The following is a 15,581-nucleotide window of genomic DNA, read 5'->3' on the forward strand; positions in this document are numbered from 1 at the left end:
GTTATACCATCCGATAGTGTTACCCCCTCTAGGGTTGGGCTGCCTTCGATCTGCAAAACTGCATAGGTCAGGGGAATCCAGCCGTTCGTTAGGGTCGCTCGGATTGTTGCCTCGTGAAATAAAGGGGGTGAACAACTCGGATTTCCCAGCCACGATGCGGGTCTAAACAACATAGCGCGAACAGAAATCCACATGGCAAAAAAGCTCACATATTACGACTACCTGCGCCAAGAAATGACCGATATGGTCGAGCAACTGGAGCTACCCGATCTATGCAAACAGTCGCTGAAAAGTCGCTGGCTCGATCAAGTGGTTTGGGCGGATAAGAAAGCCGAAGAATGCCGACGCTGGCACTATCGCTTGCGCCTGACGGCGATCGTGGGTGGGGTAGTGTTGCCGGCCCTAGTTGGAATTAACTTTCAACTGGGTAAAGATAATGAATACTTTCGCATTTGGTTTCCTTACGTCCCTTTTGCCTTGAGCCAAATCATCGCCGTCAGTGCCGCGGCCGAAGAATTTTTGCGCTTTGGCGATCGCTGGCGCGAGTACCGACGACTAGCCGAAGATCTCAAAGCAGAAGGCTGGGAATACCTGCAATTGACCGGCCCCTATCGCTACAAAACCCACGAAGAAGACGATAGTCCGCCTCCCCTGCCGCGCAGCCGGATGTCCGAAGTCAGCGTCGAAGACTGGAAAGCCCTCAAACCTAGGGGTGAGAACAACGAATCTACAACCCACCAAGATGTCTATACCCTGTTTGCAGGTCGGATCGAAAGTTTGATTAAGAATGACGTACAAAGCTATATCACGACGTTGCAGCAAAAACAGTCTAAGGAGCAAGAGCAAATCAAGCAAATGCTGAAAACCGCCGAGCAGGTTTCCACCGATAAAACCTTGTTCGCGCAGCACACTCCTGCGCCTCAACTGCCTCCCTATCCGGCTGCAAACCTTCCTCACAATGGCTTTGGGGCAATGGGACTCCCGGCTCAACCTGCTATGTTCAACGCTCCAGGACAACCCGCGATCGCACCAGCCCCCCCTCAGATGGCTCAGATGCCGCCAACCGCGATCGCCCAACCTCCCGCAGCATTTACACCTCCACCCGCACCGAGTACCCCAATCCCTCAGCCGACTGTCGCCCAACCTCTGACAGCATTTACACCTCCACCCGCACCGAGTGCCCCAATCCCTCAGCCGACTGTCGCCCAGCCTCCCGCCGTCAGCCCCCCAGTGGAGCAAACCGCGATCGCCGATGTGAATGCTAAAATCCTCGCCTCCGCTCTCAAACTGCGGGGAATGTCTACGGCCGACGGCCCCGATGGCGGTAATAACGCCTGCGCCTGGACGGTCAACAAAGTCATGCAGGATGCAGGTATCAGACCACTGGGCGACAATCCCAATTACGTTCCCTCAGTCTTAGACGCGCTCCAACAAAGGCGAGGACAACAGGTGTCGAGAGAATCGGCGAAAGCTGGGGATTTGGTGGTTGCGCATGGAGAAGCACACATAGGGATTGGACTGACCGATTGTTGCAGTCGAGTCCTCTCCAACTCATCTTCTAGAGCCTGCTTTGTGTGGGAAAGCGATACGGATTTTGATGGCTACTACGGCGGCCAGAGTACCATTTACCGTCTGAAAAGTTGAAAGTTGAAAATTAATCATGCTGACTGGATTGAGTGTCCGAAATCCGGGACTGAATGCCTCCTCCAAAAATTAAGCTCTTCAGTGTCTGTCTCTAGCTATGATTTTCTGATGAGCATCTCGATCGACCTCAAAGATGGGTCGCCTATGCGGATTTTGCCTAACCTCAGATGTATCCCAGCCTCTACCCTCTAACAGAATATCCCGATGGCTAAGAAAAAGACCTACGAACAATATCTGCGCGAAGAGTTAGCAAGCTTAGTCGAACAGTTAAAACTTCCCGACCTCTACAAACAGGCGCTCAAACAGCGCTGGATCGATCAGGTAGTGTGGGCGGATAAAAAAGCGGATCAGTGCCGCCGAATGCACTACCGATTGCGTCTGACGACGATTATTAGCGGGGTGGTACTGCCTGCTCTGGTGGGTATTAATATGCAACTTTCTAAAGATAATGTCTTCTTCCGGGATTGGTTTCCTTACGTTCCCTTTTTCTTAAGTCAGGTGATTGCCGTCAGTGCGGCGCTAGAGGAGTTTCATCGCTATGGCGATCGCTGGCGAGATTATCGCAAAATGGCAGAAGACCTCAAGGCTGAAGGCTGGCAGTACGTGCAATTGAGCGGTTCCTACGACAACCTGCTCGAGCATATCGACGGCTATGCTAACTTTGCCAGCCGGGTCGAAAGTATCATCAAGAACGACGTACAAAATTACATCGCGACGTTGCAGCAGCAGCAAGCTAAAGAAAACGAGCAAATCAAGCAAATTATTAAGACCGCCAACACTGTCGCCACCGATAAAACCCTGTTCGATCGACCCCAACCCGTTCGGCTCCCCCAACAGCAACAGCAACAGCTTTGGGGAAATCCTGCTCCTGCGGGGGGACTCATGCCTGCGGCGGCTCCCGCCCTTCCTCCCGCTGGGGCTGCGGGCATTCTCCAAGTTCGCCAGAATACCGAATTCAAGCTCAGTCCCCAACATTCATCATTGTTGCCCGATAACTATAAGATTTGGGTCGGTGCAGGCAACAGCTTTGGCTTGATTTCTTATGCTCAAGCTGACAACAATCACCTGCAAGTGGCGATCGATCGCGGAATCGGCGCTGAAAACCGCAACGTCTGGTTTGTCAGCGCATCCGATGTCGCGATCGTTGGCAATACTGGGTCTAGTTCCCCCAATCTCATGGTGCCCCCTGCTGCGCCAGCACCGATGATCGCACCAACGGCCGCCGCTCCCAGCCCGATGATGGCGACCTCTGCTGCTCCAGCACCGATGCTCAGCGCTTCTCCCCCCGCGCCCACTGCTCCCCCAGCTCCCCCCGCCCCGGCTTCCTCTGCCCCGGTGGCAAGCAACGGCGCAATTCAACTCCCTGTTCCCTTTTTCTCGCAACGAGACAATATGGAGCAACCCTACCGAACTTGCAATACCTCCAGTTGTGCGATGGTGGCTAAGTTCCTGGGTGCAAACATTTCGGGGGATGACGACTACTTCCAGTACGTGATTAAGTATGGCGATACCACCGACCATAGCGCCCAAACTCAAGCGCTGACAGAACTGGGAATTCAATCCACCTGGAATACCAATCTAGATTTTGACGATGTGGATAAATCGCTAGCCAGTGGACTGCCTGCTGTCATTGGTATTCTGCATCACGGCCCGCCGGAAGCTCCTTCTGGCGGACACATGATTGTGGCGATCGGTCGCACGGCAGGTGGCGATTACATTATCAACGATCCCTTCGGCAATTTGTTGGACGGCTACGCTTCTGAAGATGGCGGCGGATTGACCTATTCTCGCCGGGAATTGACCTGCCGCTGGACGGCAGATGGTCCGAAAACGGGTTGGGGACGGCTGTTTTACGGCAATAACCCACCGGGTACATCCGCCCAAAACGCACCAGCTCAAACTGCACCAGCTCAAACTGCACCAGTCCAAACAGCTCAAACTCTCTTCGCCTCTGGTACGGCTACGGCTGCGAGTCCCACGGCCAGCGCCCAATATATGACGGGCGAGCAACTGATTCAGATTGCCGGATCGAAGGGGCCGAGCGATCGCCTGCGCCAACTGGCTTCCAGCCTCAACGAAGTTCTCGATCGCTACCAGATTAATACGTCCCTGCGGATCTGCCATTTCATCGCTCAGGTGGCTCACGAGTCGGACTGTTTCAATGCGATGGAAGAATATGCTTCTGGTGAAGACTACGAGGGACGAGACGATTTGGGCAACACCCAACCGGGCGACGGTGTACGCTTTAAGGGACGGGGGTTAATGCAACTGACTGGGCGATCGAACTATGCGGAGTTTTCTAAGGCAATGAATCAGGATTTTATCGCTCAACCCCAACTTGTCGGACAGATTCCGTTTGCGATTTGGGTGGCAGGCTGGTACTGGGATACCCGAAAGCTCAACGAGTATGCCGATCGAGATGACCTCGAAGCAGTCACCTTGCGCGTGAATGGGGGTTACAACGGTCTCGAAGATCGGCGGGATTATTTGCAAAAAGCGAAGTCAGTGCTGCGTGCCTAACTGGCGATCGCTCGAACAAGCTGATACGAATCAGCAACTCTCTGTCGATCTCGATTCTATCCATCAAGCTCGTTGGGATAACCAAATTGGTCTGGTAATTCAGCAGAAGTAATTTGCAGAATCTCTAGCAACTTCTTGTATTGAATAGGCGTTAGCTTCGGTACGGATCGTCCGGCTTCCCAGTTGCTGACTGTCGCTTCCGTAACTCCAAGTCCTTCTGCTAGCTGCTTTTGAGTTATAAACCGCTGAACTCTCAGTCGCATTAGGGGCGATCGATCGGCTCTTTCTGAGATTTCCATAGACTGTTTATTAACTTATATTAATTTATTTGGGTTTTGCCTAAAATAATTGACATCAACCCTAAATTAATTTAGATTTAGACTAATACAAATTAGACAGCCCCAGGTAAGATACTTGTGCTGTAGGGGAATTGTTGTCTTTTCTTCAATTTGTTATTGTATGCGGTTTTACCGTGACAAAGCATCAAATCTATCCAAAATTATTCATCAAAGCTATGTTGCAAGATTCATCATCGAACCAAACATCGCCCCATGTTTTAACCAACCAAACCTTTGAGGGCGATCGTCGCGAAGCAGTCCGTCATATTATCATCGGTTCACCGCTGGGAGTACGCCGAACTATCCACCAACTGCACGCATTGCGGTACGAGGAAGCTGTTCGTTGGACTCATCCAATCGCGATTCCCGACGATCGCATCATAAGAAAAGGATGGGAGTGTGGAAACGAGCGTGTCTTCAGACCTGAGAGGAAACACGACACAGGGGAATTTATTCCCCTTGAAATATTAGTTTACTAAATGATGTGGATTTTCCATATATTTTTTAACAGTTTCGCTGCTGATATTACCAGCACTGCTAACAAAATAACTACTTGTCCACAAGCTAGGTAATTTTAGCAAGTGTGGAAAATATTTTCTCAATAAATTACTAGACCTACCCTTAAATGCTTTACATGATTATGGGTTCTGTATTCTGGGAGAGGGAGCATATTTATTTAATTTGGGGTTGACAGAATCACTATATTGGGATAATTGGTTAGACCGTGTAACCCGTAAACGCAATCACCAAATGCGTGATGGGATTAATAAAGCAGCCAAACTAATTGTTAGCCACTGTCTTAAATATGGTATAGGAACCTTGGTGATGGGTTGGAATGAAGGGTTTAAAATTAATGCTAATTTGGGTAATTTGAATAATCAAAAGTTTGTTCAAATGCCTTTAGGTAAACTAAAATCCCGCGTCAAACAACTTGGTGATTTACACGGGATTAAATTTGTTGAAACTGAGGAAGCCTACACTTCAAAAGCTAGTTTCTTGGATGGAGACTCCCTACCCAAATACGGTGAAAAACCGATGGGGTGGAAAGCATCTGGAAACAGAATTAAGCGTGGACTTTATTGGACTGCTGATGGTTTTGTTGTTAATGCTGACCTGAATGGGGCAGCCAATATTTTAAGAAAAGTATCGGGAAGATTAGGTTTGTCGCTCGATCAACTCAGTAGACGATCTTTGGCAATCGTAGCGAGAATTAGATTAAACTAATTCTGTCCGCAGAATCTCAGCGTCTTCAGACCTGAGAGTGTCAATATTACACCGGAACATGGAGAAATCATGAGTTTGTTGGTCAAATTAATCCGGTTGGAATGAAGTTAGGACTAACGCAAGTTTCTCATCTTTAGGGTGCGTCGCTGTGAGATATTCAATAGAATTTGCAGATTCTAGATGGCGACGCACCGATGCGATATTAAAAACCGAATAAGAAGGCGAAGCGCCTACATCAGTGGTTAAAAAATAAAAACATCAATAAACTGGAATATTAGCTAACTCAGATACAAAGACTGCCAGTTAAAATATGGCATAGTATAGATATTCATTATATCAAATTCGCGCTTCATCGAAATTATTCATCTCTCTATTCTCTCTCTCTGCGTTCTCTGCGTCCTCTGCGGTTACAAATTCCAAATCTGCCAGCAGCTCTAGATTCAGACAATTTAAAACACTCGATTTGAGCGGACGCTTTTCATCCCAAAATACGATCGACGAATAAAACTTAATTGCAGCCGGTGAATTCAAAAGCTCAAAAGTTTGACGTGCAACTCCCTCGTCGTCAAAGCCAAGAAAGTAAACAGTATCATCAAAAACCACAGGTTTATCAGCTATTTCACCAATTAATCTGAACTCCAATTTTTTGTAAAGCCCGCCGATCGCAATTTTCCAAGGTTTGAAAGTATAATCGCCCACTCCAAAAATCGCAAATCGAGGACTATTTTGATAAATTTTGCTTTTCCGATTATCTAGATATTGCCCGCGAGACTCCAGATAACACCAGGTTTTAGGAGCTATATTTTTGATATTTTCGGTTGATTCACCGATGAATTTTTGAGTAATTAGCATATAGCGATCGGTATCATTAATTCGATTTTGAGCAACACCAGATCCTTTGAGCATCGGAAACAGATAAGTTTCCTCAATATCGGCAATTTCTCCCAATGTATTTACAAAATAATTGTCAATTTTCCGAAACTCCATCACATTCGAGCTGTCATGCTTTACACCCGATCGCCATTTAGTCCCTGAATTCACCGCATATAAATCGCTCACTTGACTAAAAGCATCTATATCCTTAACCAGCAGATTGTTGTGATATCCGATTCGGTGACAGTGTGAACTTTCTAAACTGCTAAATACATCACAGAAATAGTTGCGCGAATGAGCGTCAAATTTGCAAACTAATAAACAAGCATCAACATGTGCATCAAAATATTTTTTAGCATCTATTGTATAAGTTGCACAGTCAGCGAGATTCAGTTTTTGAGAGTGAAGGTAATTCAATAACTTTCTGGCCGTCGAAGTCTTGCAAAGCATCGCCAGATCGGCATCGCGCTTTTGCAGCCATTGCACCGCCTGAATCAGCATCCATTCTGAGATATCAAAGTTACTCTTACCTGTGAGAGCATCTAAGCCTTTGTGACTTTGAAAGTTGTTTTTTTTAGGTAAGTTTTCGCTACGAATAGTTTCTTGTTGTGAGTTTGTCACCCAAGGAAAATTGCCTAGTACCAGCAGTCTATCAGTGGACTGACTGACTAAGGATTCCCAATCAAACTGAAAGAAATCTCCGTGGAAAATATCACATCTCTCATCGTGAAATAATTGGTTATTAAGTCTAATTTGTGTTAAGTAATTTTGATTGATTTCAACCCCGATAATCTTGGCTGCGGCTGGAAACGAATGTGCAGCAGCTTGAAGAAAATTACCGACACCGCACGTTGGCTCAATTATGGTGCCAGGATTGACATTAAGTTCTACTAATTTGCGGCACACCATCTCGGCTAATGCCGGCGGTGTCTGAAAATCGCCGTATTCTAGTCTTGTTTTGCGATCGTTGAAACTCATCGGTTATAGTTATAAACTGCGATCGCGCCTTGATTGCCTTTGCTATCTCTCCAATCAGCACCAGAATCTCAACTGAGATTGATGTTTCGCCATAAATCGGCGGTCGCAAACCTATAATTCAATAGGAAATAGCTGGCGATCGGACAAACGATCTTCATCAAGAGCCTGAATCAGATACTGACCTGTTTCTTGCTGCTCTTCGCCATCTTCTTCATCCATCCAAGATTGAAGCAGATTGACTGATTTTGTTTGCTTTTGTTTTAGCAGAATATGTTCTATCAGCAGTTGCAGAGTGTATGCTTCTGTCGAAAGCCCTTGCTCTTGAGCTCTTTGTGTTAAGTATTGCTCTATTTCTCGTGTCAGAGTGAGGGTGAGTGTCATAGGTGTTTTTATAGCTATACTTTTATATTTTACAACCTACTAGGCTAAGCTGGCGATCGATCGTTGCCCATCACCCGCCGCAGATAACCTCTCGATCGCAACCAATAACTTTGATACGGTAGGGTGCATGGGCGTTGTTGTGCCGCTTATGCTGTAACCATTTCGGGTTTGATATCAGGTGATGCTGGCTCAAAGTATAACACCATGATTTGCTCTCTTTGCAGCCCGACAGATTCATAAGTGCGTCCGTTGCGATCGCTAAATTCCACCTCAAACGCTGCACCATCAGCCAACAGTTCCACCACTGTGCCAACTTGTCCGCGCCACAGGTTGTATTCAGGAATATCAACTGTCAAGGCAACGACATCGAGTAATTTAATTGTATTCTTTGCCACTTTTATTACCCCCGGCACTACAAAGGATAGCAGGTTGTTAATCTCGGAATCTCTGAATAATGCTCAATGACTTCAAATCTACATTCAAGCAAACAGCAAGTTTTCTACTAGAGTTTTAGGTGCTGGGAGAGATTTACCATCTACCTGATATTCTTCAACTAAAAGCTCTAATACCTCTACAGCATTCTGCAAAGCTTGTTCGTAAGTATCTCCGTGAGTGTGGAACTGCTGAGATGGAAAATCAGGTAAGTGAACTAGGTAGCAATTATCTTCATCCGACCATTGAATAACAATTATATAAGGTAATTTCATGATTCTGATTCCTCTTCTTCAATTGCTTTCAATATTCCAAGTTTTCGATTAACTTCTCTCTCTAAATAAAGTTTCGCATCATCGCCATCATTTCCAGCAATGGTAATCGGTTCATTTGGTAGTAAAGAATGAACCCATCTTGTATGACTGCCTTTTGCCGAACGATAAGTAAACCCAGCTTTTAGCAACAGGCTTTTGAGTTCTCTAATCTTTTTGGGCATAAGCAGACATTAAAAATGTGGCAAGGTGACGGTCACACTTTCATCATATCCCAAAAAGTTTCGTGAAGCGAAGCTATCCCGTAGGGAATCGACCTTTCCCGAAAATTGCACAAAAATTGCACCCACTCCTCAAAGAAGTGGGTGCAAAACGACCAAATGTATTTTGAGCTAAAAACTCAAAACTTTAATAAGCGTCTTGCAATTCGTAAAAATCAGGGGAAATGTAATCCTTCCGCAGCGGCCAGCCTACCCAATCTTCGTTCATCAAAATCCGTTTCAGATTCGGATGTCCTTCATAAACTATGCCGTACATATCGTAGGATTCCCGCTCTTGAAAGTCTGCTGCTTTCCAAATCCAGTAGACTGATGGCACTCTCGGATCTTCGCGGGGAATGAATACTTTGACGCGGACTTCTTCAGGCTTGGAAGCATTATCTGTCAGTTTCACCAAGTGGTAAACGCTGACTAAATCTTGTCCGGGGCCTTGGTCGTAGGCGCACTGGCACTGCATATAATTGAACCCGTAGGCGTACAGCGCTGTTGACATGGGAATTAAGAAGTCGCGATCGACCTTTAATATTTCCACGCCCAAATTATCAGCCGCTAAAGCTTCGTGTTCAAAGCCATTCTGAGTCAGCCACTGGGAAACCTTCCCAGCTTCAACAATTGAGGTTTCTGTCTCAGCCACGTTCTACCTCCTGTTTTTGTGCAGTCAGCAAAGCTGGTGGTACGGGCATTCCCATCGCTTCCGTCAATTCCTTCGGTGGCGCCATCCGGCCGGGAATTGACAAATATTTGCCATCCAAAATGTCGTCTACTACTTTCATTTTGTGGGGTCTGGTGTAGTAGCGGTGGGTGGGCAGCAAGTTTGCCCGTTCTTGCATCGAGTCGTTGGCGATTTTTTTCCGCAGTTTGATGATTGCGTCAATAATCGCTTCTGGGCGGGGGGGACAGCCTGGTATGTACACATCTACGGGAATCAGTTTGTCAACGCCTCTGACTGCTGTGGGGGAGTCTACGCTGAACATTCCGCCGGTGATCGTGCACGCGCCCATGGCGATCACGTATTTGGGTTCGGGCATTTGTTCGTACAGCCGCACCAAGATGGGGGCGTACTTCATGGTGATCGTGCCGGCCGTGATTAGCAAGTCGGCTTGTCGTGGGCTCGATCGCGGTACTAAGCCAAAGCGATCGAAGTCAAAGCGCGAACCAATCAAAGCTGCAAATTCGATGAAGCAGCAAGCAGTGCCGTAAAGCAGCGGCCACAGGCTAGAAAGTCTCGCCCAATTATAGAGGTCATCCACCGTAGTTAGGATGACATTCTCTGATAATTCCGAGGTGACTTCCGGCCGACTCGCGGGGTTGACAATTAGGGATTTTTGTGATTTGTCAGAACTTAAGACCATTCCAAGGCTCCTTTGCGCCATGCATAGACAAGAGCAATAACGAGGATCGTGATAAAAAACAGGGCTTCGATAAAAGCCAACAGTCCTAGCTGGTTGAAAGCAACCGCCCAAGGATAGAGGAAGACGGTCTCTACATCGAAGATGACGAAGACCAGGGCGAACATATAATATCGGATGTTGAACTGAATCCAGGCTCCGCCGATCGGCTCGACGCCAGATTCGTAGGTGGTCCGTCGGTCGTAGGGACGACTTTTGGGGCGCAGTACCTTCGCCGCCGTGAGGGCGAGGATAGGGACTAGGCTGGAAATTAACAGGAAGCCTAAGAAATACTCGTAGCCGCTAAGTGCAAACACGGTGAATAATTACTGCCTCTGTGAAAGGGTTCTGTAACTTGTCTTTACATTATATAGATTCTGGGTAGCTAAAATTACGAGTTAGTTGAGATTAATCGCCCGTGTTCTGCAATAATTTTTAATGTATATTTTAAGATTAGCTAGCCTATTCTTTTCGATCTATGAGCGATCAAGCCACTGAGACTAAAAACCTCGATCGGCACGAGTGCCGCGCCTGCGGCTACGTCTACGATCCGAAAAAAGGGAATCCTAAAAATGACATCGCCCCTGGCACAGCTTTTGAAGATTTGCCCGCTACTTGGGTGTGTCCCGTTTGCGCGGGCCGCAAGTCGGTCTTTCAAAATCTGGGTCAGATGGAAGGAGTATCGGGATTTAAGGCAAATCAGCGCTACGGTGTCGGCGTCAACGGCATGACCGAAGGTCAGAAAAGTTTACTGATTTTTGGCGGCTTGGTCGTTGGTTTCTTGTTTTTACTTAGTATGTATGGTTTGCAGTAAGACGATTGTGAGATTTTGGCAACGAATTGTAATTTTATTGAGTGCGGCACTCATCTGTGCCAGTTGCAGCACCATTGGTTCTGTGAGTTACAACCCTTGGCAGGTAATTTCCTTGCCGACAGAAGCTAATTTGCAGGATATTGCCTTTACGGACAATGGTCAGCACGGCTGGGTTGTGGGTTCTGAGGCGACTCTGTTTGAAACTGTTGACGGCGGCTCTAATTGGAAACCGATCGCCCTGGATATCGACGATACCAGGTCGCGTTTTTCTGCGGTGAGTTTTTCCGGTTCCGAAGGCTGGATAGTCGGTCAGCCTTCAGTTTTGCTCCACACAGAGGATGAGGGCAAATCTTGGACTCGGATTGCTTTGAGTTCTCAGTTACCGGGTTCTCCTAGTACGATCGTTGCCCAGGGCCCCAACTCGGCAGAAATGACGACGGATGTGGGGGCGATTTACCGGACGACTGACGGTGGCAAAAATTGGAAAGCTGTCGTTCAAGATTCCTTTGGAGTCGTTCGCAATATCAACCGTTCTGAAGACGGGCAGTATGTTGCAGTCTCATCCAAGGGCAATTTCTATTCGGTGTGGAAACCAGGACAGAATACTTGGGAACCTCACAACCGCAATAGTTCTCGTCGCTTGCAAAATATGGGCTTTACCAAGGATGGGCGTTTGTGGATGCTCGCCCGTGGTGGTCAAATTCAGTTTAGTGACCCCTCTAATCCTGAAGGTTGGGGAAAACCGTTTTTTCCCGATCGCAAAGCGAGTTGGGGTTTACTAGATATGGCTTACCGGACTGATAATGAAGTTTGGGTAGCCGGCGGCGGCGGCAATTTGCTGTGCAGTTTGGATGGCGGGAAAACTTGGCAAAAAGACCGCGAAGTAGAAGATGTTCCTGCTAATTTTTACAGGATTGTCTTTATGGGCCCAGAACGCGGATTTGTGATCGGCGCCAACGGTACTCTACTTAAATATCAAGGTTCCGCGCAAGCTGCTTGATAGTAGAATAGTGATAGAGATTGTCTGTAGATTTGTTGAAAGGAGAATTTGAGATGGCCGGTACAACTGGAGAACGTCCCTTTGGTGACATTATTACAAGTGTCCGTTATTGGGTAATTCACAGCATCACCATTCCAGCTTTGTTTATTGCTGGATGGCTGTTTGTGCAGACTGGTTTGGCCTATGATGCTTTTGGCACTCCTCGCCCTAACCAGTATTTCACCCCGCAACGGGAAGAAGTGCCGATTATTTCGGATCGCTTTGAAGCTAAAAAACAAGTAGATCAGTTCATTGCCAAGTAATTTAACAAGGAGTTAGAAAAAATGACTGGCAGAACCCCCAACAATGAGCCGATTTCCTATCCGATTTTTACGGTACGGTGGTTGGCAGTTCATACTTTAGGTGTCCCAACTCTTTTCTTTTTGGGCGCGATCGCAGCAATGCAATTTATTCAACGATAGATAGGAGTTTACAATGCCTGAGCGCGTTCCTAATCCCAATGAGCAGCCTGTTGAATTAAACCGGACTTCTCTTTATTTGGGTTTGTTGCTGATTTTTGTTTTAGGTATTTTGTTTTCCAGTTACTTCTTTAACTAACTGGTCTTTGAATTTGATGTCGATTAAAGGCAGTTTGACAAAGCCTGTAAGAATTACCATGTGGTAGTTTCTTGATAATCCCTGCCCCCAAAAGCCGGGAAGCGTCAATTTAGTTGTGAATTAGTGAGGTTATGGCTATGTCTAGTGGTGGCAGAATTCCTTTGTGGCTAGTAGCTACTGTAGCTGGCCTCGGTGCTCTAAGCATTTTGGCTCTTTTCTTCTACGGTGCTTATGCCGGTTTAGGTTCTTCGATGTAAGGAGAATCCGACGTACTTTATGCGTCTAACCCCCCTTGTTTAAGCAAGGGGGGTTTTATTTATCAAAAAATTGGGTAATGTTAATTCCGGTTGTATCGGAATTATTAAACCACAGAGGACACAGAGGACACAGAGAAAGAGAAGAGAGAAATCATAATTCCGATGTCAACGGATTTGATATAAAAACCCCATTTTTCAATAGGGCTTTGCCTTTATCATTGTCGAGCTTAAAAACTAAACTGCGTGCGCAAATTGCCTACAAAAATAGTCGGATTGTTGTCAAAATTATTGGCATTACCAATCACATAAAATGCCGGCACAATCGAAATATTGTCGGTAACTGGCAAATAATAATTTGCTTCAATTTCATACTGAGTACCCCCATTGCCGCCCCCAGAAATCAGAAATCTGCGACCGCCGGTAACGTCGAAGGGTACTAAAAATGACATCGTAAACAAAGCCCCTTTTTTGATTAAATCGGGAAACGCTACTCCTAACTGATAAGATTGAGTTTTAATCGTGCCATCAGGTCGATTAGTTCGGGGAAATATATTGGTTTCGCCGTAGCCATAGCGACCGAATAGACCGAAACGGCGAGTGACAGACCAATCGAAATTGAAACTAAAAGTATTCGCAGTAGCATCGCCAACTTTCCCGCCGAAACCGTCATCTGCCAAACCATTAATCGGTTTACCAACCGGGGCACCAATTAGTCCGCCTATTTGTCGAATGTTGGAACGAGAGTAGAGAAAGCGCAAATTTGCCCGATCGCTCGGACTAAAGGTTAACTCAACGGTACTCGTATTCGTCGCATTAAACAAGCCTTGAGATGGATTAGAAGCTGAGTTAAATACTGAAGAAGGTAAAAATTCCATACTCTCCCCCAAATAGCCAAAACTCAGTTTAAATTGGCGACTCAGTTCCCACAACGCCAAAGCACCAGCACCGCGTTTAGTAGCAGTTAACAATGTGCTGTTGTTAGAATTAAAGCTACTTGCACCATCGACAAAAAAGTTAAATTTATTGTTGTCAAAGTAGCGATAGAAATTAATTCGGGGACCGATTACTAATTGCAAGTTGTTAGTAACTGGAAACCGATAGGAAAGTTCTCGCAGGATTACTTCATTAGGATTATTTCCTGATGTTTGATCCAGAAACGGAGTTCCAAATGTATTGAACAAACCCGCAGAAGTAAATTGATTGGCTGGGGAATTGCCATTGCCTACTGCTAATTGCGTTATCAACTGGTCTTTGCCTGTAAAAGAAGTATTCAAAGTCAACCAAACTAACTGACTGAAAGTAACTTCTGGGTTGTCTACTTTCTGCACAATTGGTCTATTTGTTACAGGGTCTCTTCCGGCTGGACGAGTCGGTAAAGCAGCTTTTGTGTCGGTAGTTTCTACTCTAATTTTATCATTTGCCCAAGCTCCCGTCACGTTGAACCAGGCAAATCCACTGAGTTTAGTTGTAGTCGAAAATTGGTTGGCTTCTAGTTCGGAAGTGCGTGCTTCTAAAGCATCAACTCGTCCCCTTAATGTCGCCAATTCGGCGGCAAAGTCTTCTTGCAATTTTTGGACGGCAAGTAAATCTTCTTTCTTGACTAAATTCGCGGTTGATGTACCAATTTGTTTGGTGATTTGGTCTAAGCAGGCGTTTAATCCCGCAGCAAATTCGTAGCGAGTCATGGCCCGGTTGCCGCGGAATGTACCATCGGGATATCCTGCAATACAGCCGTATCTTTCTACCAAGGATTGTAAGGCGCCAAAAGCCCAGTCTGTTGGTCGCACGTCAGACAGTTGGGAAACAGATGTGACTTGTGCTGCATCTTGTTGTATACTGAGGTCATCAGCGCTGTTAGTCTCGCTGCTAAGATCGGCAACTGCGCCAACTTCAGAAACTTTTTGAGACTGAGGAAAGTTTGTAGTTTCTAACTCTTTTGGGGGCAATTCACGGATTGTCCCCATTATTTTGGGTTCTATGGTTGTGACTGTCTCTGCTGTCTGTGTTGGTGCTAAAGTGCGATCGGCTACGGAGTCAATCTCTGTAATTGTCCCCCTAAGCTGGGATGGTTCAAACTCAACCGCTTTCTGGGTTGGCTCTGAGGAAATCTCCTGGACGGTACTACTTTCTAGGGCAAGTTCTGGATTTGAGTTATCTTGAACTTGAGCAATTGTGGCGATCGGACTCAAAGGCACTGCGAGACCAGAAATCAATAAAGACAACCACAAAACTGGAAACGAATTTGTATTGTTCGCCATCACACTCACACCACTTATCATAAATTTAGAAAGCTTAACTTAACAGGAAATGCGCAATTCCAATGTAGCAATTGATACAAAATTTTTTAAGAAGGAAAGCTGAAACCCTTTATTTTATTAAATGATAACCATTAGTTATCACCATAAATACGAGAAAACCTCCGACTAAAAAAACCTGATTTTTCAGCAAATTTACGGAATTTTGACACTCTCAGGTCTAAAGACGCTGAGATTCTTAAGAAATTTCGTTCTTAATATCCTGATTGCTCAGGTTCCCAAACTCACCACGTTTGCCTGTCCGGCGTGGTGATATCTTTTGGGCGTTTA

20 protein-coding genes and 1 pseudogene are annotated in these 15,581 nt (G+C 46.2%); 10 read left to right on the top strand and 11 right to left on the bottom strand.

The window, feature by feature from the left end; all coding sequences use genetic code 11:
• Window positions 1-192 precede the first annotated feature (192 nt).
• Both AAFP14_RS08725 and AAFP14_RS08730 read left to right on the top strand, forming a co-directional pair.
• Complete coding sequence (locus AAFP14_RS08725) at window positions 193-1,644, top strand: DUF4231 domain-containing protein (protein ID WP_341731886.1); 1,452 nt, start codon at window positions 193-195, stop codon at window positions 1,642-1,644.
• A gap of 204 nt (window positions 1,645-1,848) precedes the next feature.
• The gene (locus AAFP14_RS08730; protein ID WP_341731887.1) at window positions 1,849-4,164 is read left to right on the top strand and encodes a DUF4231 domain-containing protein; all 2,316 of its coding nucleotides are present in this window, start codon (window positions 1,849-1,851) and stop codon (window positions 4,162-4,164) included.
• Window positions 4,165-4,220: 56 nt separating this feature from the next.
• On the opposite strand, the gene AAFP14_RS08735 is transcribed toward AAFP14_RS08730, so the two are convergent.
• Entirely contained in the window at window positions 4,221-4,463 is a 243-nt protein-coding gene (locus AAFP14_RS08735) for a helix-turn-helix domain-containing protein (RefSeq protein WP_341731888.1), read from the bottom strand.
• A 173-nt stretch (window positions 4,464-4,636) separates the two neighbouring features.
• On the opposite strand from AAFP14_RS08735, the gene AAFP14_RS08740 reads away from it, so the two are divergent.
• A complete protein-coding gene (locus AAFP14_RS08740; RefSeq protein WP_341731889.1) occupies window positions 4,637-4,981 on the top strand; it encodes a hypothetical protein in 345 nt (114 codons plus the stop codon).
• Here AAFP14_RS08740 and AAFP14_RS08745 read toward each other — a convergent pair.
• A pseudogene (locus AAFP14_RS08745) lies at window positions 4,970-5,128 on the bottom strand (transposase); the annotation flags it as partial. The gene AAFP14_RS08740 and the pseudogene AAFP14_RS08745 overlap by 12 nt on opposite strands.
• A gap of 61 nt (window positions 5,129-5,189) precedes the next feature.
• On the opposite strand from AAFP14_RS08745, the gene AAFP14_RS08750 reads away from it, so the two are divergent.
• Window positions 5,190-5,726 (top strand): transposase, encoded by a 537-nt coding sequence (locus tag AAFP14_RS08750; RefSeq protein WP_341731890.1) that lies wholly within the window; start codon window positions 5,190-5,192, stop codon window positions 5,724-5,726.
• 336 nt (window positions 5,727-6,062) lie between these two features.
• Here AAFP14_RS08750 and AAFP14_RS08755 read toward each other — a convergent pair whose 3' ends face one another.
• The 8 genes from AAFP14_RS08755 to ndhC form a co-directional block, all read right to left on the bottom strand.
• On the bottom strand, window positions 6,063-7,577 hold the full coding sequence (locus AAFP14_RS08755; RefSeq protein ID WP_341731891.1) for a class I SAM-dependent methyltransferase: 1,515 nt from the start codon (window positions 7,575-7,577) through the stop codon (window positions 6,063-6,065).
• Window positions 7,578-7,688: 111 nt separating this feature from the next.
• On the bottom strand, window positions 7,689-7,958 hold the full coding sequence (locus AAFP14_RS08760; RefSeq protein WP_341731892.1) for a hypothetical protein: 270 nt from the start codon (window positions 7,956-7,958) through the stop codon (window positions 7,689-7,691).
• A gap of 146 nt (window positions 7,959-8,104) precedes the next feature.
• Complete coding sequence (locus AAFP14_RS08765; RefSeq protein ID WP_341731893.1) at window positions 8,105-8,353, bottom strand: DUF4926 domain-containing protein; 249 nt, start codon at window positions 8,351-8,353, stop codon at window positions 8,105-8,107.
• 84 nt (window positions 8,354-8,437) lie between these two features.
• A complete protein-coding gene (locus tag AAFP14_RS08770; RefSeq protein WP_341731894.1) occupies window positions 8,438-8,665 on the bottom strand; it encodes a type II toxin-antitoxin system HicB family antitoxin in 228 nt (75 codons plus the stop codon).
• Window positions 8,662-8,886 carry a type II toxin-antitoxin system HicA family toxin gene (locus tag AAFP14_RS08775; RefSeq protein WP_341731895.1) on the bottom strand — a complete coding sequence of 75 codons (225 nt, stop codon included), beginning with the start codon at window positions 8,884-8,886 and terminating at the stop codon, window positions 8,662-8,664. Before AAFP14_RS08775 ends, AAFP14_RS08770 begins: the two co-directional genes overlap by 4 nt.
• A 184-nt stretch (window positions 8,887-9,070) precedes the next feature.
• A complete protein-coding gene (locus tag AAFP14_RS08780; RefSeq protein WP_341731896.1) occupies window positions 9,071-9,574 on the bottom strand; it encodes an NAD(P)H-quinone oxidoreductase subunit J in 504 nt (167 codons plus the stop codon).
• Window positions 9,567-10,292: a photosynthetic/respiratory NAD(P)H-quinone oxidoreductase subunit K gene (gene ndhK, locus AAFP14_RS08785; protein WP_341731897.1), complete on the bottom strand. Its 726-nt coding sequence runs from the start codon at window positions 10,290-10,292 to the stop codon at window positions 9,567-9,569. Before ndhK ends, AAFP14_RS08780 begins: the two co-directional genes overlap by 8 nt.
• Window positions 10,283-10,645 (bottom strand): photosynthetic/respiratory NAD(P)H-quinone oxidoreductase subunit C, encoded by a 363-nt coding sequence (gene ndhC / locus AAFP14_RS08790; RefSeq protein WP_096831245.1) that lies wholly within the window; start codon window positions 10,643-10,645, stop codon window positions 10,283-10,285. The genes ndhK and ndhC overlap by 10 nt, the downstream gene beginning before the upstream one ends.
• 161 nt (window positions 10,646-10,806) lie before the next feature.
• On the opposite strand from ndhC, the gene AAFP14_RS08795 reads away from it, so the two are divergent.
• The 6 genes from AAFP14_RS08795 (at window position 10,807) to AAFP14_RS08820 (ending at window position 12,996) form a co-directional block, all read left to right on the top strand.
• Window positions 10,807-11,142, top strand: coding sequence for a rubredoxin (locus AAFP14_RS08795; protein WP_340521360.1), 336 nt, complete (start codon window positions 10,807-10,809; stop codon window positions 11,140-11,142).
• Window positions 11,129-12,142 (top strand): photosynthesis system II assembly factor Ycf48, encoded by a 1,014-nt coding sequence (locus AAFP14_RS08800; RefSeq protein WP_341731898.1) that lies wholly within the window; start codon window positions 11,129-11,131, stop codon window positions 12,140-12,142. The genes AAFP14_RS08795 and AAFP14_RS08800 overlap by 14 nt, the downstream gene beginning before the upstream one ends.
• A gap of 53 nt (window positions 12,143-12,195) precedes the next feature.
• Window positions 12,196-12,444 carry a cytochrome b559 subunit alpha gene (gene psbE, locus AAFP14_RS08805; protein WP_190739490.1) on the top strand — a complete coding sequence of 83 codons (249 nt, stop codon included), beginning with the start codon at window positions 12,196-12,198 and terminating at the stop codon, window positions 12,442-12,444.
• Between the two features lie 21 nt (window positions 12,445-12,465).
• The gene (gene psbF / locus AAFP14_RS08810; protein ID WP_340521364.1) at window positions 12,466-12,603 is read left to right on the top strand and encodes a cytochrome b559 subunit beta; all 138 of its coding nucleotides are present in this window, start codon (window positions 12,466-12,468) and stop codon (window positions 12,601-12,603) included.
• A 13-nt stretch (window positions 12,604-12,616) separates the two neighbouring features.
• Window positions 12,617-12,739 (top strand): photosystem II reaction center protein L, encoded by a 123-nt coding sequence (locus AAFP14_RS08815; RefSeq protein WP_015176850.1) that lies wholly within the window; start codon window positions 12,617-12,619, stop codon window positions 12,737-12,739.
• A 137-nt stretch (window positions 12,740-12,876) separates the two neighbouring features.
• Window positions 12,877-12,996 (top strand): photosystem II reaction center protein J, encoded by a 120-nt coding sequence (locus AAFP14_RS08820; RefSeq protein ID WP_340521366.1) that lies wholly within the window; start codon window positions 12,877-12,879, stop codon window positions 12,994-12,996.
• A gap of 227 nt (window positions 12,997-13,223) precedes the next feature.
• Here the strand turns inward: AAFP14_RS08820 and AAFP14_RS08825 are convergent, their stop codons facing one another.
• Window positions 13,224-15,254 (bottom strand): iron uptake porin, encoded by a 2,031-nt coding sequence (locus AAFP14_RS08825; RefSeq protein ID WP_341731899.1) that lies wholly within the window; start codon window positions 15,252-15,254, stop codon window positions 13,224-13,226.
• Between the last annotated feature and the right edge of the window lie 327 nt (window positions 15,255-15,581).

It is taken from the genome of Microcoleus sp. EPA2 (assembly GCA_020882975.1).
In the GTDB taxonomy this organism is placed as follows: Bacteria; Cyanobacteriota; Cyanobacteriia; order Cyanobacteriales; family Microcoleaceae; genus Microcoleus.

What these genes read in the sequence shown, in the direction of transcription:
- AAFP14_RS08800 (WP_341731898.1), top strand. Translation starts at nt 11,129, where the DNA reads ATGGTTTGCAGTAAGACGATTGTGAGATTTTGGCAACGAATTGTAATT.
- psbF (WP_340521364.1), top strand. Translation starts at nt 12,466, where the DNA reads ATGACTGGCAGAACCCCCAACAATGAGCCGATTTCCTATCCGATTTTT.
- AAFP14_RS08775 (WP_341731895.1), bottom strand. Translation starts at nt 8,886, where the DNA reads ATGCCCAAAAAGATTAGAGAACTCAAAAGCCTGTTGCTAAAAGCTGGG.
- AAFP14_RS08730 (WP_341731887.1), top strand. Translation starts at nt 1,849, where the DNA reads ATGGCTAAGAAAAAGACCTACGAACAATATCTGCGCGAAGAGTTAGCA.
- AAFP14_RS08770 (WP_341731894.1), bottom strand. Translation starts at nt 8,665, where the DNA reads ATGAAATTACCTTATATAATTGTTATTCAATGGTCGGATGAAGATAAT.
- AAFP14_RS08755 (WP_341731891.1), bottom strand. Translation starts at nt 7,577, where the DNA reads ATGAGTTTCAACGATCGCAAAACAAGACTAGAATACGGCGATTTTCAG.
- AAFP14_RS08815 (WP_015176850.1), top strand. Translation starts at nt 12,617, where the DNA reads ATGCCTGAGCGCGTTCCTAATCCCAATGAGCAGCCTGTTGAATTAAAC.
- AAFP14_RS08735 (WP_341731888.1), bottom strand. Translation starts at nt 4,463, where the DNA reads ATGGAAATCTCAGAAAGAGCCGATCGATCGCCCCTAATGCGACTGAGA.
- AAFP14_RS08795 (WP_340521360.1), top strand. Translation starts at nt 10,807, where the DNA reads ATGAGCGATCAAGCCACTGAGACTAAAAACCTCGATCGGCACGAGTGC.
- ndhK (WP_341731897.1), bottom strand. Translation starts at nt 10,292, where the DNA reads ATGGTCTTAAGTTCTGACAAATCACAAAAATCCCTAATTGTCAACCCC.
- AAFP14_RS08825 (WP_341731899.1), bottom strand. Translation starts at nt 15,254, where the DNA reads ATGGCGAACAATACAAATTCGTTTCCAGTTTTGTGGTTGTCTTTATTG.
- AAFP14_RS08820 (WP_340521366.1), top strand. Translation starts at nt 12,877, where the DNA reads ATGTCTAGTGGTGGCAGAATTCCTTTGTGGCTAGTAGCTACTGTAGCT.
- AAFP14_RS08725 (WP_341731886.1), top strand. Translation starts at nt 193, where the DNA reads ATGGCAAAAAAGCTCACATATTACGACTACCTGCGCCAAGAAATGACC.
- AAFP14_RS08760 (WP_341731892.1), bottom strand. Translation starts at nt 7,958, where the DNA reads ATGACACTCACCCTCACTCTGACACGAGAAATAGAGCAATACTTAACA.
- psbE (WP_190739490.1), top strand. Translation starts at nt 12,196, where the DNA reads ATGGCCGGTACAACTGGAGAACGTCCCTTTGGTGACATTATTACAAGT.